Below are 22,579 nucleotides of genomic sequence, written 5' to 3'. Positions count from 1 at the left end.
ACTTATTTATGGCGGCCTTTCTTATACTGAAGAATCAGTGCAGCCACCTGTGGCTGTTGGAGGATAGACGGATTGAGCTGAAGCATTTTCTTAAGCTGCTGTGGTCCTTCTCTTAAGGCAGCCTCCAGAAAAAGAAGCGCTTCTTTCTTCTTACCAAGACCAAAACAGGCCATGGCCTTAAAATAAAGCAATACCGGCTTGTTGCCGATCAGGGCCTGGGCCTTGTCTGCAAATTCCAGCACATCATCATAGAAATGTTCGTCGTAAAAGCATTTCAGCAGCGCCTCCCAACCGGTCACGGATTTCGGTTTGAGTTTTACGACGGTCAGAAAACACTGCAAGGCTTCCTTATAGGAACCGAGCTGCATCTTGCATTCACCCATCAGTAAATGATACTCTGCCCTGTTGCGTTTTATTTTCAATGCCTGTTCCAGCTGCCGGCTGGCCTGTTCAAATTTATCCTCGCGGTAATAGGAGTAAGCAATTTTATAAAACAGGTGTCCGTATTCGGGGTTCAGGTGCGAAGCTTTCCGGTAATAAAACCTTGCCTGGGCGTGGTTTTTCAGCTTTTCGTAACAATAGCCGATGGCTTCAAAGATCACATCTTCGGGTTTGGAAAGTTCCAGTACTTTTTCAAGATGCTCTATCGCTTCCCGGTACTTGCGCAGCCGGATATAGGCGTCACCGATATTGCGGTAGGCATAGTCCATTTTTTCATCAATGGCCAGGGCGTACTGATAAGCGTCAATGGCTTTCTCATACAGCTTTAATCCCTGATAGGCCGCACCCAGATTGAACCAGGCCAGCTCACAATAAGGCTGCTCATTGATGATCCACTGATGTAGTTCAATACTCTCTGCATTCCGGCCGATAAAATCGGTCCAGAAGCAAATTTTGTATAAAGCTTCTTCATTGGAAGGTTCCAGCTGCAGAATGGTCTTCAGACAATCGAAGACCTTGTCAAAATCCTCATAGTCATCATAGACATCGGCCAGTTCAAACAGCAGGTCAATTTTCTCTTCTCCTGAAAATAATTCCAGGGCTTCATTCAGCAGGACCACTGCCTGTTCCTGTTTATCCAGGGCCAGGTAAGCTTCCGTCTTCAGGATATAAATATCGATGCTGCTGCTGTCCAGGATCGAAGCCTGCTCCAGCAGCTCCAGGGCCTTGTCATATTGCCGGCTGTTTAAAAGCAGGTCCGCTTTGCGGATCAGGAAGCTGGCTGAATAGGGATACTGGGCCATTGCCAGCGCCACCGCCTGCCCTGCTTTGGCAAATTCTTCCTGGGATTCAAAATATTCGATCAGCCTTTCAAAAGCTTCTTCTTCTAAATATGCATTGGACCGGCCCCTTTTCAGATTCTCAAACCGCTGTAACAATTCTTCCAGTTCGTCTGATCTTCCTTCACTGTGCTGCGATAACTCTCTCATAACTAAACGTTTAAATAACTTAAATCCTGTCCGTATACGATTTCCATTAACAATATAGAACTTAATAACAATTCCTGATTTATTTAGTTTTCCTCTGTTGTGCAAAACTTTTTTGGCCCGTATTTTGGTATTAAAAGTGTGGGTGTTAAAAAAATGCTAAAGGATTTGTTAATTATTCTTAATATTTTGTATCTTTGCTAGGAAACATTAACCACACTTAACATTATGTTAAAAGCTATTATACTTAATATGGTGTTTGCCCTTGCGATTTCCGGCGTAGCACGCGCGGAAGGGGAAGGTAATATAAATGATTTAGGAAAAGACGGAAAGGAGAAACCTAAATCAGGTTTTTCCCTGGACAATAAACAGGAAAAACATTTAACTTCTTTTTCGCTTAGATCGAATATGTCTTTTAAAGGCGAAAACCTGATTCAGGCAGCACCGGCCACCAATTATGTCAACTTCAATACTTCTATCAGTTATCAGAAGGGGCAGAACAGTTACTTAATGCCCTATAAGAAAAAAGTTATTTTAAGAAAGGTCACTTTCAATCCGAATGAAGTGGTCCGGTCCTATACCGGTCGCTAGACCTGTTCTCTCATCTAATTAATAAGATCCGCTTTCAGCGGATTTTTTTTTGTAGCAGGCGGTACGCCGAATCCGGTCGGTAATGATCGGTACCAGTCAGACTTCCTGATTGATGGAGACGAACTGCCAATCCCCTCGCCCCCTGCTGTTCCAGGCAGGGCTGCCAGCCAAAAAACTAACAACCGTTATTTTCACTTTCAAATACGCTACCTTTATCCCAACGAAACAAGGTTCATATGGATAAAACAGTCAGGGACGCAGTAGCAGCCATTGACGGCATCCGGGACGGAATGACCCTGATGGTCGGCGGCTTCGGGCTCTGCGGTATCCCCGAAAACAGTATTGCAGCACTGGCCGCCAGCGGCATCAGGGAATTAACCTGCATTTCCAATAATGCCGGTGTCGACGATTTCGGTCTGGGGCTGTTGCTGCGGAAAAAGCAGATCAAAAAAATGATTGCTTCCTATGTAGGTGAAAATGAGGAATTCGAAAGACAGTTGTTGGCCGGCGAACTGGAAGTTGCCCTGACACCCCAGGGCACCCTGGCGGAACGATGCCGGGCAGGCGGTGCGGGAATCCCGGCTTTTTATGTCCCGGCAGGTTATGGCACCGAAGTCGCCGAAGGCAAGGAAGTCCGTGCGTTCAATGGAAAGCCGCATTTACTGGAATATGCGCTGGTGGCGGATTTCGCGATTGTCAAAGCCTGGAAAGGTGACAGCTACGGCAACCTGATCTACCGGGAAACCGCCAATAATTTTAACCAGCCGATGGCCATGGCAGGCCGCATCACGATTGCCGAAGTGGAAGAACTGCTGCCGGCGGGCAGCCTGGACCCGGCGCAGGTACACACGCCTGGCGTATTTGTCCAGCGCATCTTCCAGGGCAGGGACTATGAAAAAAGAATCGAAAAACTTACCGAAAAATAAGAACCCAAATCCGATTGAAATGGCGCTGACAAAAGAACAAATTGCTCAAAGGATCGCCCGGGAACTCCAGGATGGCTATTATGTAAATCTGGGCATTGGCATTCCTACTCTTGTGGCCAATTTTATCCCCCCGGGAATAGAAGTCGTCCTGCAATCCGAGAACGGGATGTTGGGCATGGGTCCCTTCCCCGACAAGGGACAGGCAGATCCGGACCTGATCAATGCGGGCAAACAGACCGTTACCCTGCTGCCCGGCGGCTGCTTTTTTGATTCCGCCACCAGTTTCGCGATGATCCGTGGCGGCCATATCGACCTGACGGTACTGGGCGCTTTTGAAGTCAGCGAACAGGGCGATATCGCCAGTTGGAAAATACCTGGAAAAATGGTGAAAGGGATGGGCGGTGCCATGGACCTGGTTGCCGCAGCGAAAAATATTATTGTCGCCATGCAGCATACAAGCAGGGATGGCGCTTCCAAACTACTGAAACAATGCAGCCTCCCATTGACCGGCGTCGCCTGTGTCAAAAAAATTGTCACCGATCTGGCGGTTCTGGCCGTCGGAGCGGCGGGCTTTGAACTTCTGGAACGCGCACCAGGCGTGAGTATCGAAACCATCCAGGCAGCCACTGCAGGTCGCTTACAGGTACCCGCCCAGGTACCGGAAATGTCCTTTTAAATCAACCGCCAGTCCCACTGATCCCCGAACCGGAACAACAGTTCCGCCACCCTTCCGATGAAGGCAGTCAAGTGTTTTCTGAATGTTAAAATTTACTTAACCATTTTGAAAATTGGCAGCCTTTTATAATTTAGCGCACCAATACGAACAATTTCGTTTTTAAGCATTGCCCGTATTTTTAGATAACAGATTGTTTAATATTTATTTTTAGTCTTTATGTTACCAGAACCTTTTTCCTTGCGTTTCAGCAGTTTAAAACAGCTTTTTGCTGCAGTATTGATGATGGCCGCTGTGGGCCTGGCACCCTACCATGGGCGCGCCCAGTCAGGGACCCCGGGAATCGATAACCAGCAGACCCTAACTGCCAAGCTCATTAATCTGGAAGCGGCTTCCACCGAAACCTTCCGCTATAATGCCAGTTTGCACAATGGCGCCGCAACCGTACGGCTCTACCAGTTATCTGCCGGTCTGCCCGAAGGCTGGATGGCCGCTTTCAAAGTGGATGGCAGCCAGGTGACTTCCCTGAACCTGGATCCGGGCAAAACCCAGGATATTGTCATCGAGATCAATGCCAGTGCCGATGCCAAACCGGGCAAATTCCAGATACCGGTAAAAGCGGTCAGCCAGGACAACAGCCTGACCCTGAATCTGGAAGCCGTGGTTAAGGGGACTTATAAGCTGGAGTTGACGACGCCGACAGGGCGACTCAGCGACGATGTCACTTCCGGTAGTGACCGGAAGATACAGCTGGAAGTCCGCAATACGGGTACCATTGCCCTGAAGGATATCACCCTCTCCGGTCAGGCGCCTTCAAAATGGGAAAGCAGTTTTGAACCCGCCAAAATAGCACAGCTGGATCCGGGTAAAACGACGGCGGTAACTGCAACACTAACCGTTCCCGACAAAACGATAGCGGGCGACTACGAAGCCAAATTTACCGCCAAGAATGCCAATGCCAACAGCGACACGACTTTCCGGATAACAGTTAAAACCTCCTTACTTTCCGGCTGGATCGGTATTCTGGTCATCCTGCTGGCGGTGGCGCTGGTCTATTACCTGATCCGTAAATATGGAAGGCGATAGTCTGATGCCGTTCAGCGGCCGGCAATCTATCCCGAAAGATCGCTTCCAATACCTGTTACCTGTCATTAATCAAAAAAAATGGAACAACCTATCATAGAACTGAAGGGTTTAACCAAGCAATACAAGACGCTGAAAGCCGTCGATGACCTGAATCTGAATATTCAGAAAGGGGAAATCTTCGGTTTGCTGGGACCCAATGGCGCGGGCAAGACCACCACCATCCTGATGATGCTGGGGCTGACGGATCCCAGTGCCGGTACCGCTTATGTTTGCGGTTACAATGCGACCAAAAACCCGATCTCAGTAAAGAGAAAAGTCGGTTATATGCCGGACAGCGTGGGCTTTTACGATGGCATGACGGCATTGGAGAACCTGATGTATATCGGTCGTCTGAACCGCATACCGGAGCAGGAACTGCAGTCAAGAGCCCGGGAAATGCTGCTCCAGGTGGGCCTTTCAGAGGTCCTGCATAAGAAAGCAGCTACCTTTTCCCGGGGGATGAAACAAAGACTGGGACTGGCCGAGGTCCTGATAAAAAATCCCGAAGTCATCATACTGGACGAACCTACCCTGGGTATTGATCCCAGCGGGGTAAGGGAATTTCTGAGCCTGATCCGGCAATTGAGCCGGCAGCAGGGCCTGACGGTACTGCTCTCCAGTCATCACCTCCACCATGTGCAGCAGGTTTGTGACCGTGTGGGCATATTCGTCAAGGGTAAGCTGTTGGTCGAAGGCAATATCAATACCCTGTCCCGGAATCTGTTCCAGAAAGACGGCGTGGTGACCACCATCCGCTTTGCCAGTCCCCTGCCCCGGCCCTGGGAACCGGAATCCCGTTTGCAGGATTGGGAGGAAATCCGGGAACTGACCCTTACTGAAAACGAAGTCACTTTCGGATGCAGTCAGGACATCACAGCCCGACTCGTACGTTTTCTTGTAGAAAACCAGATGGAGATAACCGGCGTACACAGAAAAGAATATGGGCTGGATGATATCTACCAAAAATATTTTGAAAACAATTCAACTGAAAACCCCGTTCATGAAAAGTCAGGCAGTTTTATTCAACGGTCTTTTAAAAAGTTCAGCAAGGAAAAATAAACCCAATGCCGGGATCCCGACTCCTTTCCGGGTCATGGTCCTTAAGGAAATCGCAGATAATATCCGCAGCTGGCGTTTTATAGTGCTGATGGCATTGATTCTGCTTACTTTCTTTGCCTCGCTGTATGTATCCCTCAGTCATATTGCGGCGGCTTTTACCAATACCGCGGATCCGGATCACAGTTTCCTGTACCTGAAACTGCTGACCACCACCGACAATTCCATTCCGCCCTTTCATGTATTTCTGAGTTTTCTGGGTCCGCTGCTGGGAATCGGACTGGGCTTCGACGCCATCAATTCGGAATATAACAGCGGCACCCTGACCCGTCTGATGGCGCAGCCGGTATACCGTGATAACCTGCTGCTCTCAAAATTCGTGAGTGCCCTGATCCTGGTGACGGTGCTCTTTGTTTCCCTGTCCCTGCTGATGATCGGCGCCGGCTTATTGTTAACGGGTGTCCGCATTGAAGCACAGGAAGTCCTGCGCATCCTGGCTTTCACCGCTATCAGCATACTGTATGTGGCTTTCTGGCTCAGCCTTTCCATCCTGCTATCGGTGAAATTCAAACAGGCCGCTACTTCCGCATTGACAGCGATTGGCATCTGGCTTTTCTTTACCGTTTTCTATCCCATCCTGGTCAACCTGATTGTCAAGTTGATCCTGCCGGACCCGGGTTATCTTTCCCAGGCGCAGATGCTTGAATACAATAATATGTTTCTGAACCTGCTGCGGATCGCACCCAGCCAGTTATATACCGACGCCACGGCGACCCTGCTGATACCATCGGTCCGCAGTCTGGGGCCCCTGACCATGGAACAGATGGTGGGCGCCATCCCTGCCCCCCTGCCTTTTAAGGAAAGCCTGATGATTGTCTGGCCGCAGATCAGTGGCTTGCTGGCGGCAACGGCCGTCTGCTTCGCAGGCGCTTATTACGGTTTCATGCGCCGGGAAATCCGCAGTTAAAATCCAGCTCCCCGGGCGGACCGTCCGGGGAGCACCTGCCCGCTGCCCGGGCCTTTTTAACCCCGCGCACCATCCGTTGGGATCAGCTACTGCTGCCTGCTCCTTTTTTCGCCCCGCTCCTGCCGACCGGCCACCAGCAGAATTTGTGTATTTTTAATGCATCTTGCATCTTTGTTCCGGTATATAACAAATCATACACAAGCAAAACGCATGAAATACCTACTACTGATTATAAGTACCCTGTTATTAACAATGACCAGCAATGCACAACAAATAAAAAATTACGAAGCCGATTGGAAAAAAGCGGACTCGGCTATCCGAAAAGGCCTGCCGGCATCTGCCCTGAAGACCGTCAAAAAGATCTATGACCAGGCCCGAAAAGACAAGCAGGGTGCACAGCTGGTAAAGGCCCTGGTATACATGAGTACCTTACAGGAAGAGAACCGGGAAGACAACCTCCTGGCCAGTATCCGGGAAACGGAACAAGAAATCGCACAGACCCGTCCGCCGGTACGTTCCCTGCTCAACAGCTATCTGGCAGGCCTGTACCTGCAATATTTTCAGCAACACCGCTACCTATTGTATGACCGTACCAATACCGTGGATTTTGTCAAAGAAGACCCGGCCACCTGGACGATCGATGACTTTCACAGGAAAATAAGCGCCGGATACCTGGCTTCACTGGAGGATGCGACTGTATTGCAGCAGACCCGACTCACAGATTGGGAAGCCCTGATCGAAAAGGGCAACAGCCGGAACCTGCGCCCTACCCTCTATGACCTGCTCGCGCACCTGGCACTTGACTATTTTAAGAACAATGAAAGGGACCTGAGCCGACCAGCCTATAAGTTCGAAATCAGGGACGCGGCTGCATTCAGCTCCGCCCGGGAATTTGCAACTGCTCATTTCGAAACTGCAGATTCTCTTTCACTCTTCCATAAAGCATTGCAGCTCTACCAGCAATTACTGGCCTTTCATTTGAAAGACCGGGATCCGGCAGCCTTGATCGATCTCGATATAGAAAGGCTGCAGTTTGTTTATGAAAATGCCGTACATCCCGATAAGGACAGTTTATATTATCAGGCCTTACAGCAGCTCGCAGCGAGCTATACCGGCCAGCCGGCCGTTGATCAGGCGGTATACCTGATGGCTTTATGGCACCAGCAACAAGGATCGGAACCCGAGGGATCCCCCCGGAAAAAAAGTGCGGAACTGATCCGGGCCCGGGAACTGGCCTTAGGGCTTATGCATGCCGACAGCGCTTCCGAAGGCAGGGCCAATGCCGCCAACCTTTACCACCAGCTGGTCCGGCCACAATTTGAGTTCGAGGCAGAAAAAGTGAATATTCCCCAACAACCTTTTCGCGTACTGGTGAAGTTTAAAAACATGGACAAACTGTACCTGCGTGTGGTTCGTGAAACACCGGCTTTAAAAGCAGCACGGGAGCAGCGCGAGCAGCATCGGTTTTTTCAACAGCTAGCAGCCGCGCCATCGTTCAAATCCTGGGAGCAGGAACTACCTGACGGCGGAGACCTGGTCGAACACCGTGTGGAAATCAAAGCCGATGGGCTGCCTGTCGGCGCCTATTATCTGCTGGGCTCCCTGAAACCGGATTTCAGTATCGCGGATAATATATTGGGTCGATCCCTGATCAACAGTTCCAATATCAGCTTTGTACATACAGGGCGGGATTTTTTTGTCCTGCACCGGGACAGTGGCCAGCCGCTGGCCGAGGCGGCGATCCAAACTTATACCAGGGCCTACGATTATGATACAAGAAAATATACCTATACCCGGAAAGGCAAGTATCACACGGATCAGCAGGGATATTTTCGGATGGCTGCAGGTTCGAAAAACGGGCTTGTCAGCAGTTCAGAATACCTGTTCGATATCCGCCACGGCGATGACCGTCTTTTCCTGGATGAGGAGGCCGCACATTATTATTATTATAACGGGGACCGTTCGCCCGATGCCAGTTCCAAAAACAGTACCCATATTTTCCTGTTCACCGACAGAAGCCTCTACCGCCCCGGCCAGACGGTTTTCTTTAAGGGGATCACGATCAGTCGCGGGCAGGATGGCAAAAATGCGAAAGTCCTTCCCGATCATACCACCACCATCACCTTATTCGATGCCCATCACCAGCGTATAGACAGCCTACGGCTCAGCACCAATGCCTATGGCTCTTTTAATGGCAGTTTCCGGCTACCCGAGTCCGGATTAAACGGCTTGCTGCAACTTCAGGGTCCGGGAAATACCGGCAGGACCAGTATCCGGATGGAAGAGTACAAACGCCCGAAATTCTATGTGGAACTAGAAGAGAATAAAGACGGTTATCAATTGAATGATTCGGTGACAGTTCCCGGACAGGCCATGGCCTACGCGGGTAATCCGCTCGATGCCGCCATGGTAAAATACCGGGTCGTCCGGCAGGCCCGTTTTCCTTATCCCTGGCTGTTCCATCGTGGCTGGTGGCCACGGGTCAGTCCGACAGAAATCTCCAGCGGCAGTACGCAAACGGATGAGCAGGGCAGGTTCCAGGTTCGTTTCAAAGCCCTGCCCGATGCTTCCGTAGATCCGGCGCTGAGCCCGATATTCAACTATATGATCTATGCCGATGTAACGGATATCAATGGCGAAACCCGTAGTAGTTCCCGACAGTTGGCCGTAGGGTATCAACCCTATATACTGCAGCTGCCATTGCCCGAACGTATGGAAGCCGACAGTCTTAAGACCCTGACGGTGCACAGTGAAAATATGTCGGGGCAAAGACTGCAGACCCCGGTCCGTTTAGAGATCTACCGCCTGGAACCCGAACAGCGGCTCCTGCGCCCACGATACTGGGAAGCGCCGGATACTTTTGTGCTGTCCAAACAGGATTATATTCGTTATTTCCCCCATGATATTTATGATGATGAAGACCAGCCTTCGAGCTGGAAACGAGGAGAAAAACTGCTGAGCCGTGAATTCACAACGGACTCGGCCGGTCAGTTGTCCCTGCAGCAGCAACTGCCGCCGGGATACTATGCCATAGAACTGAGCGCCCTCAATCCGGGATCCTCAGCCGCACCGGTAAAGATTGTCCGCCACCTGGAATTGTATCAGCCGGGCAGCAGTACAGCTATCGTTCCCCGTTACCTCAACTTTGAGGGGCCGCAACCGATAGAACCCGGCGCGCATACCCGGGTCAATATCAGTACGGCCGCCACCAATGTATTTCTGATTCAGGGGATCGACAAGGGCAGCTCGGAATACAGTTTCTACCGGCTCAACGGGAAAGCCAAAACTTTTGATTTTACTGCCACGGAAGCGGATCGTGGCGGCTATGGACTGAGTTATATTTTCGTCAAAAACAACCGGGTATTTACCCTGAACCCGGGCATAGAAGTCCCCTGGACCAATAAAGAACTCAATATAACCTACAGCAGTTTCCGAGACAAGACCCTGCCCGGTGCTGCTGAAAAATGGACGGTCCATATTGCCGGCAAGAAGAACGAAAAACTGGCGGCTGAAATGCTGGCCGGCATGTATGATGCCTCACTGGATCAGTTCTATCCGCACCGTTGGTCTATCCCCGCACTCTGGAACCCCAACCGGTCGGACTTTCACTGGACGGGCACCCAGAATTTCATTCATACCCAGTCCCGCACCAATGATGGAATCAACCAGTCTTCGGTGCATTTTGACAAGGAATATGATGCGCTGAACCTGTTGGCTGACCGCCGCACCAGCCTGAACGAAGTAATGGTGGTCGGATATGGCGCACAACGCAAGATGGCCATTACCGGAAGCGTCGATATGGCAGCCGCCCCGGCACCCGAAATGGCAGATAATCTGGAGGGTAAGGCAGCCGGCCTGGATACCGAATCGCCAACCGAAACAGCCGCGGCTGATGAACCACAAATCCGGCAGAACTTTAATGAAACCGCTTTTTTCTTTCCGGAACTCAAGACCGACAGCGCGGGTAATATCAGTTTCAGTTTTACCATGCCCGAAGCACTGACCCGATGGAAATTCCAGGCACTGGCCCATACCCCGGAACTGGCTTTTGGATACAGCAGTCGTGAAATGGTAACCCAGAAAGAACTCATGGTGCAGCCGAATATTCCCCGGTTTCTGCGGGAAGGCGACCGACTCGAACTCAGTACCAAGATTGTCAATCTTTCCGATAAAGAAATTACCGGTATTGCCAGCCTGGAACTCTTTAATACCTCGACCGGAGAAGCTGTTGACGGCTGGTTCAAAAATGTAATTCCGCAACAGTATTTTACCCTGGCGGCCGGTCAGAGCCAGGCTGTAAACTTCCCGCTGGAAGTACCATTTCAATTCAGCCAGGCTCTGAGCTGGCGTATTATTGCCCGTGTCACCGACCCTAAGACTGTTGCGCTTTCTGACGGAGAGACCAATGTTCTTCCGGTGCTGAGCAACCGCATGCTGGTCACTGAGAGCCTGCCGCTGGCGGTCCGGGGAACCGGCACACATAGATTCAGTTTTGACAAGCTGAAAAACAGCGCCGTCAGTGAGACCCTGACCACCGAATCCCTTACCATTGAATACAGCGCGAACCCCGCCTGGTATGCGGTGCAGGCCCTGCCCTATATGATGCAGTATCCTTATGAATGTGCGGAGCAGACCTGGAATAAATATTACGCCAATAGCCTGGCCACAAGGGTCGCTAACAGCGCACCGCGAATCAGAAAGGTATTCGAACAATGGGCCACAGCAGACACGACAGCACTACTGAGCAACCTGCAAAAAAATGAAAACCTTCGCTCGGTGCTGCTGGAAGAAACTCCCTGGGTATTGGAGGCAAGGACCGAAGCAGCCCAGAAAAAAAATATCGCCCTGCTCTTTGATCTGGTGCGCATGAGCCGCGAGCTGGACAAGGCTTATGACAAACTGAAGGAATTGCAAAGTCCCAATGGTGGCTTTGTGTGGTTCAAAGGCGGGCCGGACGATCAGTACATGACGCAGTATATTGTTACCGGCATCGGCCATTTACAGCAGTTAAAAGCCATACCGGCGGCTCAGAAAACAAAACTGCATGCGCTGGTGCAGGCGGCCCTGCCCTATCTGGATCAACGGATCAATGAAAATTATGCTCGTCTGATCCGTAAGAAAACCGACCTGAAAAAATACCGCCCTGATTATTATGTGATTCAGTACCTCTACATGCGCAGTTTTTTCCCCGATCTTCCCATTCCGGCTGCTGCCACCAAAGCGGTAGCCTATTTCAAAGAACGGGCCGCTGCTACCTGGGTGGAGCAAAACAAATATATGCAGGCCATGATTGCCCTGGTCCGGCACCGGGACCAGGATCGGGTCACCCCGACCGCCATTCTGAATTCATTGAAAGAGACCGCAGTTCATGATGAGGAAATGGGCATGTATTACCAGTCGCAGGGACATAGCTGGTGGTGGTACGACGCACCGGTTGAAAGACAGGCGCTCATCATTGAGGCTTTTGATGAAATCGCCGGTGACCGGCAGACTACAGATGCACTGCGCACCTGGCTGCTGAAAAATAAACAAACCAATCATTGGGAAAGTACCCGTGCGACAGCGGAAGCCTGTTATGCCCTGCTTTTAAACGGCAATGACTGGTTGAACCGGGAGCCCCGTGTAAGGATTCAACTGGGAAATACCACCATCAGCCCGGAAGCTTCCACGGCCGGTACGGGATATTTCAAAAGGGTGATTCCGGGCAGTAAAGTAAATCCGACCATGGGCGCTATTGAAGTGACGATCACCGATACTGCAGCGCAGGCCACCGAAAGCCGGCTGCCAAGCTGGGGCGCCGTCTACTGGCAATACCATGAGAATATGGATAAAATCAGTTTTGCTGAAACGCCCCTGCAACTGCGCAAACAACTTTTTATAGAAACCGTAGGTGATCGCGGCCCCGAGTTGGAACCGGTCACAGCGCAAACACGCATTCGGGTGGGCGACAAAATAAAAGTGCGCATCGAACTGCGGGCCGACAGGGAAATGGAATACCTGCATATGAAAGACCTTCGGGCCAGCGGATTTGAACCCGTCAATGTGCTGAGTAGTTACCGTTGGCAGGGAGGACTGGGTTACTATGAAACGACCAGGGATGCCAGTACCAATTTCTTTATCAATCATCTTTCCAAAGGCAGCTATGTTTTTGAATATACCCTGCGGGCATCGACTGCCGGAAACTTCAGTAACGGGATAACCAGTATACAGTGTATGTATGCGCCTGAGTTTACCGCGCATAGCGAAGGATCCAGGGTAAAGATCAATCCGCTGAAATAATGATCAGCTAAAGAAAGATAGGTGCCGTCTGCTACCACAGCGGTGCCGCATCTGGCAGGTTCCGGCTTTCCGGTCTCATGATTGGCTGTTTTTTCCGTTATGCAACCCTATAACAGGGATGGATCTGCCCTGCAATGCAGTCGTTATTTGTTTACACTGCGAACCGGAAATCATAACCATTGATCATCAACGCTATCGGCGCCAACAGCCACTACCCTTCTTCGCTTATCTGATTGGATCCGGTTTCGCTTTTAACGAAAAAACACCCCGATTCATCGAATCCGGCAAGGGACTGAGAGAAATTGAATTTATTTTGGACGACAATGGCATTCGTTTTGAACTATACTGCCTAAATCTACTACTATGACTACCAATGAAATTCAAAGTATCGGCTTTCAGAAAGATTATTCCAATTCTTATAACCATTATATCAATGGATTGGTAAAAGTGCAGATCGATGAAAACAGGGTTATTGACGTCTTTGTGAATGACGTGAAAATTAACGGCATCCATAAACTGGAAGAACTGATGTATATCTGTAAAAAATTAAATATCAGCGCCTGACAATTATCTTGTCATAAACGATCCTTACCCTGAATACGGCCGGATCAGCTTTATGAGCTATTGAAAATTCCAATCAGCTTAGTAAGAACCGCTCAACAATTCAGCGGCCGACCGGGTTCTCGGGTTCTACAATATTAAAAGGCCGATGAGAAAATCCACAGCATTACACCCCATCACCCTTTACAGGATCGGAATCTCCTGTTCATTTTAGACCAGATGGCCGCAAGGCCGCCCCATCCGGGTTCCGGGTCTTATAGGAATTCATATGCTGCTTCCCGGCTGGATGACCAACAAAAGAAAAACTTTCGAAAGTTCGACTACCTAAGATGCCCGTAAACAGTAAAAACCTTACGGATATCCTTTCTTCTACTTACATTTTCTTTCAGTTTACAAAAAATTAATTTAACTTTTTGTTGGCGAATATTCTTTTTATCCTATCTTTAGCCCTGTAACGATTGCAGGAAAAACTTGAGTAGCCCAACCGTTCTTTCGACTTGCTACGGAAAATCGATGGGACCGCTTTAAACTAAAATTTAATAATTATCTAAATGAGAAAGAGATTTCTAGGAATTCTGCTATGCGGGATATTGCATACCGCTTGCTTTTCTCAAAATGCAAAATCGATTTCAGGGATCGTCAAAAATGGCGATAACGGCACCCCTATCGCGGGAGTTAGTGTCAGCGTCAGCAGCACTTTGATACAAACCCAGACCGATAATATCGGGGAATTTACCATTATGGCTGCCCCAGGCGATACCCTTAATTTCACCTTTGTAGGGAAGAAAACCCAACAGGAGGTCGTCGGTGAGAAAAACATCATCGAAGTGCTGCTCTACAATGATGAGGCCGAGATGGAAGAAGTTGCGGTCGTGGCCTTCGGTAAACAGAAAAAAGCCAGTGTGGTGGGCGCCATCACCTCGGTAAATGCCAAAGACCTGCGCATCCCCTCTTCCAACCTGACCGCCTCCTTCGCAGGCCGGATTCCGGGGATGATATCCTATCAGTTATCGGGTGAACCTGGTGCTGACAACGCCCAGTTCTTCGTCAGGGGGGTTACGACCTTCGGCTATCAGGCCTCGCCGCTGATCCTGATCGACGGATTTGAATCAACCACTGACAACCTGGCCCGGCTCCAGCCCGATGATATCGAATCCTTTTCCATCATGAAAGATGCGGTGGCTACGGTACTTTACGGCGCCCGCGGCGCCAATGGTATTATTATTGTCAATACCAAATCCGGAAGGGATGGACCTCTGGGTGTCAGCGCAAGGGTGGATGTGAATGTCACCAGTCCGGTACGCAGGATAGAAATGCTGGACGGGGTGACGTATATGAAACTGTACAATGAAGCCCGGCTTACCCGGGATCCGATTCTCGGACCTTATTATTCAGAGCAGAAAATACAGTCTACCGCTTCCGGTGAAAACCCGATGGTTTTCCCCAACGTGGACTGGTACGACCAGCTTTTCAATCCTTCAGTCACCAACGCGAAAGCCAATATCAATTTTACCGGGGGCGGCAAGGTCGCCACCTACTATGTATCTGCCGGTATTGACAGGGAATCGGGGTTGCTCAAAGTAGACCAGCGCAGTAATTTCAATAATAATATTAAGATCAACCGGTCCTTTATCCGTTCCAATGTTATTTTCAAACTCACGCCAACGACCAAACTGGACACTAGGATCAGCGGACGCTTCGAGAATTATAACGGCCCCTACCGTAGCGCAAGTGATGTATTCCGTATGGTCATGCAGAGCAACCCCGTTGATTTCCCGGCGGTTTACGAGCCGGACAGTGCCAATCTGTATACCGAGAACATTCTCTTCGGCAGTTCCTTTGTGAATGGCAATATAAAAGTTAACCCCTATGCAGAAATGATCCGGGGTTATGAGAAAAGAAATGAGAGTACCATTATCGCACAGGCGACCCTGATGCAGGACCTGGATTTTATCTTAAAAGGGTTGAAAGTCCAGGGTAAAGCTTCAATCCAGACCTGGGGTAAATACGCCGGCCTTCGGTACTATTCCCCCTCTTTCTACGATCTGGAATCCTATGATCAGGTCACCCAGGAACACACCCTTTTCCCGCTGAACCCTACCAATACCAATCTTTTCCTGGGCGATGTCATTCCGGGTCGGGATGCCAATGGCCTGACCTATTTCGAAATGCGCTTCAACTGGGACAAGATCATCGACAGACATAATATATCGTTGATGACTGTGGGCATGATGCAGGAAGAACTACTGACAGGAGGTAACAATACTTCGATCTATGAGACCCTCCCCCAGCGTAATATGGGTAATTCAGGCAGGGCGACTTACTCTTATGACCGTCGCTATGCCGTGGAATTCGCATATGCCTATAACGGATCCGAGAAATTTACCGGTAGCAAACAATACGGTTTCTTTCCCTCCGTCGGAGGCAGCTGGACGGTATCCAACGAAGCTTTCTGGGAATCGATCAAAAACACCATCAGTACCCTGAAATTCAGAGGATCCTGGGGAATTGTGGGTAATGATGCCATTGCAGGCCGTTCGGGCAGGTTCTTCTACCTTTCTGATATCAGCCTGGGTGGTGGCAGTTACCGCTGGGGCGGTGATTTTATGAACTCTTACAGCGGTTATTCCGTCAACCGCTATGCCAACCCGAATATCACCTGGGAAGAATCTGAAAAAATCAACTTCGGTGTGGAAATGAATCTTTTCCATGAATCACTGAAAACCACTTTTGATCTGTATCATGACACCCGTAGTAAAATATACATGGTCCGGCAGAACTTTCCTGCTACCGCCGGGCTGGAAGCAACCATCAGCGGCAATGTGGGTGAAGTAAAGTCCAGAGGCTTTGAAGCTTCTATCGATTATTCAAAAAACATTACCCCTGATATCTGGGTATCGGCCAGAGGTAATTTCACTTATGCCACCAACAAGCTGGTGAAGATTGATGAGAAAGATTACCCTGATGAGTACCTGAAACGGCTCGGCAGTAATATCAATCAGCAATGGGGTCTTGTGGCGGAACGGCTCTTTGTGGATGAATACGAAATACAGAACTCCCCTTATCAGGATTTTGGTCCTTATCTGGCAGGAGACATCAAGTACAAGGATATCAACAATGATGGTGTCATTAATGATAATGACCGGGTAGCCATGGGCTTCCCGACCGTTCCGGAGATCCAGTACGGTTTTGGGGCCTCCGTTCTTTACAAATTGGTGGATTTTTCCTTTTTCTTTAACGGAAGTGCCCGGACCTCTTTCTTTATTGATGCAACGGCTTCTGCCTCCAACGGCAATTACGGTATTGCCCCCTTTGCCAACCGGAGAAACGCACTGGCCATCATTGGAAACGATTACTGGAGTGAAACGGATCCCAATGTACATGCGTTCTGGCCCCGGCTTTCAACCGAACCTATTGACAACAATACCCGGCGATCCTCCTGGTGGTTGCGCGACGGTTCCTTTACCCGGTTAAAACAGGTAGAGCTCGGCTACAGTCCCAAGATCTTCCAGCGTTGGGGCATCAAGCAGGGCAGCCGGATTTATGTCTCAGGTGAAAACCTGGTGGTGTTCTCCAAATTTAAATTATGGGATCCGGAAGTCAGAGAGAACGGTCTGGCTTATCCTCCGAATAAAAGATACAATATTGGCCTTCAAGTGAACTTTTAAAATTAATTACAATGAGCCGCACGAAAATAATTGTCGCATCACTACTCTTAACGCTATCAATATCCTGTAAAAAATACCTGGATATTGTCCCGGACAATACACTCAGGCTGGAAAGCATTTTCAATATCAAAGAAAACGCCTGGGATGCCCTGGCCAAGGTTTACAGCTATATGCCACAGGACGATAAAGTGCATTTAACTACCTGGACCCTGGGCGATGAGTGGGTGGGTCGTCTGGATCTGAATAATAATACCGGCGATCTGCGCGCTATGCGCATCATGCGTGGTCTGCAGACGGTATCCTCACCGCAATTAGGCGTCTGGTCAGGTACCCAGGGAGGGAAAAGACTATACGAAGCCATCCGGCAGGCCGATGTCTTCCTGGCCAATATTGATCAGGTAAAAGATATGACTGAAGTGGAACTGAAAGACTGGAAAGCCCAGGTCAAGATGCTCAAAGCTTATTATATGTTCCTGTTGGTAAGAAGATACGGCCCCATAGTAATACCTACCGTAGCCGCATCGCCGGAGTCCGACAAGGATGAGTTATTTATTCCCCGCTCCAAGGTCGACGACTGTTTCAATTATATCCTCAACCTGATGAATGAAGCCATTCCGGATCTAAAAGAAATCGTGACCGTAGTTGAGCTGGGCCAAATCGATCAGGTCGTTGCCAAAGCCATCAAGGCCCGGGTACTGTTTTACAGGGCCAGTCCTTTCTTTAATGGCAATCAGGAGTATTTTGGGGATTTCCTGGATCATGATGGCCAGCCATTCTTCCCCATTCAATACGATAAGGAAAAATGGAAAGAGGCGATTGATGCCATCAATGAAGCCATCACGATTGCCGAATCCAATGGCAAGGGACTTTATACATTCCAGGGTGAACCCTATCTCTACGACCGGGAAGCGCTGGAAAAGAATCCCGAGAACATGAAAAAAATCTACGACCTGAGAATGCTGATATGCGATCCCTGGAATAAAGAAGTTGTATGGGGCTATTCCAACCTGGATTATTACAACCAGGGGGAACTTTCCCATGGTTCGAATATCCGCCTCCCTGAGGGCTACGGAGATGGGGTGGTCAATACGCCGGCCTATTCCTGGCAGTGGATGGCCGCTACCTATAAAATGGCTGAACGTTATTATACCAAAAACGGACTACCAATTACCGAAGACCTGACCTTTGATATCAGTAAGAAGAATGAGCTGGTCACGACGCCTGGCCAGAGCGAAGAAGCTTATATCCCTTTATACGGCATCATGCAACCAGGTGTGCAGACGGTTCGGTTATACCTGGATCGGGAGCCCCGCTTCTACGCCAACCTGGGTATTACCGGAGGTTATTGGCGCGCACATACGGTACGGATCAATACCATCATGTTTGCCAATACCGATGGCGGCTTTAATTCCTCGCAGCATACGACCGACTTCCTTTGTACGGGTATCGGTGTGCAGAAACTGGTACATCCGGAATCCCAATCCAATGCCTGGCAACGGACCATTAAATTCCCTTATCCGCTGATTAGGATGGCCGATCTCTATCTCATGAAAGCAGAAGCATTGAATGAATATTCCGGTCCTTCAGCTGAAGCGTACGAAGCGGTGAATCTCGTGCGTCGCAGAGCGGGGATCCCCGATCTGCAAACCGTCTGGAGCGACCCTTCGCTGGCGCGAACACCCAACAAACACTTGACCAAGGAAGGCCTCCGGGATATCATACTGGACGAAAGAGCCATTGAATTTGCATTCGAAGGACAGCATTTCTGGGATATGATCCGTCACAAAAGGGCGGTATCTGAATTCTCGGCTCCCGTTTGGGGCTGGGATCATACGGGCACCACGGCCAGTAGTTTCTTTGTCCTGTCCATCAAGCAGGAACGGAAATTTACCATCACGGACTGCCTGACGCCGATTGATCTGAATGAAATGAATACCAACGGTAATCTGATTCAGAATCCGGGATGGCAATAGTAAAAATAAACCGAGTGCCAAGAATTATAAATAAAACAAGCGACCACAAACCCATGACCCTGGTCATCCGGCCATATTCCAAAGTTCAGGATGCTGCCGGCAGCTATGCGTCAAACAAACTAAACTTCGACGAATGAAAAAAAATATCTTCATATTGCCGGTATTACTGCTGCTTCTGGCCGCCTGCAAAAAATCGGAGCGCTACCAGTCTGAAAAAGGCGACAGTACGCCTCCGGGTAAGGTAACCCTGCGGGGCGATATGCCGCTCTACGGCGGCGCCCGTTTCTATTATACCATTCCCCCGGACAAAGACCTCCTGGGCGTCAAAGCGGTCTATACGAATGAAGCCAATAAATCCTTCGAATTCCTGGCCTCCTATTTTGTGGATTCTATCGATGTATATGGTTTTGCGAGTACCGATGAATACATGGTGAAACTCTATGCGGTCGATCGCGCCGGAAATGAGTCGGAACCCATTGAAGTCAATATTACACCATTGGAACCTGCCTATAAAAGGGTGGCACAGACCATCACGGCTAAAGCCGGGTTCAGCTCCTTTTTCCTGGATTGGATCAATGAACTGGAGCAGAATGTAAATGTATATGTTGACTACAATTTCACCCAGAACGGCCAGGAACGCAACCTGACTACAGTTTTCTCCTCCAACCTGCCGGCAGACCGCCGCTTTGTCAATAACCTCAGACTGGGTACCAATGGAAAAGTTAATGTAAAAGTGCGGGTACAGGATGCATTTGGCAATGTTACTGAGACCCTGGACAAAGGACAACTGACGCTACTGGAAGATATAGAAATACCCAAAACTAATTGGGTGCTGCCCAACCCCAATGACTCCATAGGCGGTGTGCCCATGGTATTTGGAGATGGCCTGGAAGGCAGAAATGCCAAAGTCATCGATGGCATGATTGACAGAGGCGATAACCTGAACTTCATGCATACCAACAGTCGCGGTCGTACCGGACTGAAAGCAAACGGCAATATGCCCTGGAACTTTATCATCGATCTGGGTGATTATTATGAAATCAGCCGGATTATTACCGTTCAGCGCCATTCCGGAGGACTGGCCAATGTCAATCGCGGTCAGTATTATCGCAATGAAAATGTGGGACTCTATAATGTTTATATCTGGGACGATGCCAGTTCTTCCTGGGAATATATAACCCAACACAAAATCCCGGTACCCACCGGCCTGACAGAACTGGAATTTGTAAAACAGGGAGAAGCGGGGGACCTTGCCTATATGTTCCCTGATAATCCGGCTTATACCAAGCGTACCCGCTGGTTCCGGTATGAAGCATTGAAAAGCTTTAACGGCAACTACACCCTGGACGATGCCAACTGTCTTTCAGAAATCACTTTATACGGTCGTAAAGCACAATAATAAAAACATTTAAAGTAGATCTTATGTATCAGAAACGCTATTTACTGCTGCTTGCCTTACTGGGTTGTATTGTATCCTGCGGTAAAATGTATGACAATATAGAACAATATACCGGAGAGACCGTTTATCCGGGTAGGTATGATACCATTATCGGGCATGTTGGCTACGAACGCGTGGAAATCGACCTGATGAAAGCCGGCAGAATTCCTTCCCGGGACATCCGGATGGGGAAAGCCATCAAAACCGTGATCGAGTACGACAATAAGGAACTCGTTATCGACTCGCTGGTCTCCTGGGTGAATATTACCGACCTGAAGATGTCCAAACTGTATCGCTTTAATGTCTACACACTCGATGACCAGGGCAATAAATCTGTTCCTCAGGAAATTGCGCTAATTCCCTATACACAAACCGATCTGGACGCCCTGGTAGTGCAATCACCCCAGGTGCTTACTTCCCCGGTTTCAGCCGTTTTAAGCTGGCCCTCAGGACTGTCTTCCATATTATTGGATTATTACAGTCTTATATTTGAATACACTGATAATAACGGCGTTAAAAAGACGGGCCAGCGGGACGCAAATCCCAGGATTTTCGCCGCTAATCTGCCTTCGGGTAGTGCGGTAGATTTCAACATCCAGTATAAAATAATTCCGAAGGTGAATGGAACGCCGATTATTGATACATTGATACTGTCCCAGACCCTGCCGGTAAATATTCCCACCGGCAGCAGTTCCTTCAGTCCGGCAGAAGAAACAACCCTGCTCGCCAATGGTATCAGCACATTTACTGCCGATGCGGTATCGAACGTTGAAAAACTTACTTTTCCGGTGACCACCACTACCCTGCAGGATTTGTTTTACTTCTCCAACCTGAAAGAAATTGATCTGACAGGGGGTAGTCTTTTTGAAATGAAATCTCAAAGCTACACCGCCAATGGCGTAACCGATGTGATCGGCGGTGGCAGCCTGGCACCTTTCGCACGCCGGGTGGGTGATATGCCGGCCTCCAGTGCCCAGTACCTGATTGACCTGTTGGAGTCAGGCACTTTGACAAAAGTTACTTATCTGCCGCACTCATTGGGTATTGACGAGCAACTGGCCCCGTTTGTGGAATCGGGTATCGTAGATTTGATAGAAAAACCGGATGAAATACTGGTAGATTTCCGGTTTTTACTGGACGGTCTGATTCAGACCAATTCCTGGAAAATGGGACTCGAAACACCCGCCACCACCTACCCTGCCGGCACCGGGCTGGAAAATGTTATCAAGGCTACATTGCAGTCCAAAAACAGTTCATTCGCCCTGAGTCTGCCCAAAGATTATGAACTCGATGTCAATACTTATAAATTCCTAAAATTTAAAGTCTACGGGCCGCCCAAATCGGCAGTGACGGGTACCTATGCCGTCTACCAGCGTATCTGGCCCCGGTTCATGAACTATCTGTGGAATTATGCCGGAGAAAGTACCTATGGACAGCAAATCTGGGATCCCGGCAAAGATAGTCACCCCATCAGCGATGCCAATTTACAAACCTGGGTGGATGTAACCGTGGATATGTCACAAGCGGTGGGCCGGCATAACCGGGTCATCGTGATAAATATCGGCGGGGAGCCGTCGCTTACCTGGCCCGGCCCCGAAGAAATCACTTATTATTTCGCCAATTTCAGGTTTACCAAAGAGTAGCTCAAATGCCTTTATCCAAACTGCCTGCTCCAAACCGAGCAGGCAGTTTTTTTTGTACCCAATGGCAGAAAAAAAACTGGGAATGACTGAAGTCTTATCCTGTCAATAAGTGATCTATAAGCAATATCTTCAAAATGAGATTGTGGCTGCCGCTAACAGGCAAACAGTCACAGCTTAAAACAGCATTTTCACCCGGTTCTATCGAACGAAAACCAGCGGCTCATAAACTATACGTTTTAAAGACGGTAGTGT

At 49.3% G+C, this 22,579-nt stretch carries 14 protein-coding genes; 13 read left to right on the top strand and 1 reads right to left on the bottom strand.

The window, feature by feature from the left end; all coding sequences use genetic code 11:
- Positions 1 to 2: 2 nt before the first annotated feature.
- The gene (locus ACYVI9_RS17850; protein WP_460767419.1) at positions 3 to 1,430 is read right to left on the bottom strand and encodes a tetratricopeptide repeat protein; all 1,428 of its coding nucleotides are present in this window, start codon (positions 1,428 to 1,430) and stop codon (positions 3 to 5) included.
- Between the two features lie 249 nt (positions 1,431 to 1,679).
- Between ACYVI9_RS17850 and ACYVI9_RS17845 the strand changes: the two genes are divergently transcribed.
- The 13 genes from ACYVI9_RS17845 (at position 1,680) to ACYVI9_RS17785 (ending at position 22,327) form a co-directional block, all read left to right on the top strand.
- Positions 1,680 to 2,018 carry a hypothetical protein gene (locus ACYVI9_RS17845; RefSeq protein WP_460767416.1) on the top strand — a complete coding sequence of 113 codons (339 nt, stop codon included), beginning with the start codon at positions 1,680 to 1,682 and terminating at the stop codon, positions 2,016 to 2,018.
- Positions 2,019 to 2,254: 236 nt separating this feature from the next.
- Positions 2,255 to 2,944 carry a CoA transferase subunit A gene (locus ACYVI9_RS17840; protein ID WP_460767413.1) on the top strand — a complete coding sequence of 230 codons (690 nt, stop codon included), beginning with the start codon at positions 2,255 to 2,257 and terminating at the stop codon, positions 2,942 to 2,944.
- A gap of 19 nt (positions 2,945 to 2,963) precedes the next feature.
- Positions 2,964 to 3,620 carry a CoA transferase subunit B gene (locus tag ACYVI9_RS17835; RefSeq protein WP_460767410.1) on the top strand — a complete coding sequence of 219 codons (657 nt, stop codon included), beginning with the start codon at positions 2,964 to 2,966 and terminating at the stop codon, positions 3,618 to 3,620.
- A gap of 216 nt (positions 3,621 to 3,836) precedes the next feature.
- Positions 3,837 to 4,703 carry a COG1470 family protein gene (locus ACYVI9_RS17830; protein WP_460767407.1) on the top strand — a complete coding sequence of 289 codons (867 nt, stop codon included), beginning with the start codon at positions 3,837 to 3,839 and terminating at the stop codon, positions 4,701 to 4,703.
- Positions 4,704 to 4,781: 78 nt separating this feature from the next.
- The gene (locus ACYVI9_RS17825; protein ID WP_460767404.1) at positions 4,782 to 5,801 is read left to right on the top strand and encodes an ABC transporter ATP-binding protein; all 1,020 of its coding nucleotides are present in this window, start codon (positions 4,782 to 4,784) and stop codon (positions 5,799 to 5,801) included.
- On the top strand, positions 5,743 to 6,765 hold the full coding sequence (locus ACYVI9_RS17820; protein ID WP_460767399.1) for an ABC transporter permease: 1,023 nt from the start codon (positions 5,743 to 5,745) through the stop codon (positions 6,763 to 6,765). Before ACYVI9_RS17825 ends, ACYVI9_RS17820 begins: the two co-directional genes overlap by 59 nt.
- 210 nt (positions 6,766 to 6,975) lie before the next feature.
- Entirely contained in the window at positions 6,976 to 13,044 is a 6,069-nt protein-coding gene (locus ACYVI9_RS17815; protein WP_460767396.1) for an alpha-2-macroglobulin family protein, read from the top strand.
- Between the two features lie 363 nt (positions 13,045 to 13,407).
- Complete coding sequence (locus ACYVI9_RS17810; RefSeq protein WP_460767393.1) at positions 13,408 to 13,608, top strand: hypothetical protein; 201 nt, start codon at positions 13,408 to 13,410, stop codon at positions 13,606 to 13,608.
- A gap of 548 nt (positions 13,609 to 14,156) precedes the next feature.
- Positions 14,157 to 17,273: a SusC/RagA family TonB-linked outer membrane protein gene (locus ACYVI9_RS17805; protein ID WP_460767390.1), complete on the top strand. Its 3,117-nt coding sequence runs from the start codon at positions 14,157 to 14,159 to the stop codon at positions 17,271 to 17,273.
- 11 nt (positions 17,274 to 17,284) lie between these two features.
- On the top strand, positions 17,285 to 19,246 hold the full coding sequence (locus ACYVI9_RS17800) for a RagB/SusD family nutrient uptake outer membrane protein (protein ID WP_460767388.1): 1,962 nt from the start codon (positions 17,285 to 17,287) through the stop codon (positions 19,244 to 19,246).
- Positions 19,247 to 19,260: 14 nt separating this feature from the next.
- Positions 19,261 to 19,383: a hypothetical protein gene (locus ACYVI9_RS17795; RefSeq protein ID WP_460767385.1), complete on the top strand. Its 123-nt coding sequence runs from the start codon at positions 19,261 to 19,263 to the stop codon at positions 19,381 to 19,383.
- Entirely contained in the window at positions 19,380 to 20,645 is a 1,266-nt protein-coding gene (locus ACYVI9_RS17790) for a DUF4959 domain-containing protein (protein WP_460767383.1), read from the top strand. The genes ACYVI9_RS17795 and ACYVI9_RS17790 overlap by 4 nt, the downstream gene beginning before the upstream one ends.
- A gap of 23 nt (positions 20,646 to 20,668) precedes the next feature.
- Positions 20,669 to 22,327 (top strand): DUF4998 domain-containing protein, encoded by a 1,659-nt coding sequence (locus tag ACYVI9_RS17785; protein ID WP_460767380.1) that lies wholly within the window; start codon positions 20,669 to 20,671, stop codon positions 22,325 to 22,327.
- Positions 22,328 to 22,579 lie beyond the last annotated feature (252 nt).

The sequence above is a fragment of the Niabella terrae genome (assembly GCF_054783135.1).
Note: the sequence above shows the minus strand (reverse complement) of the source record. Positions and strands in the feature narration are given on the sequence as shown.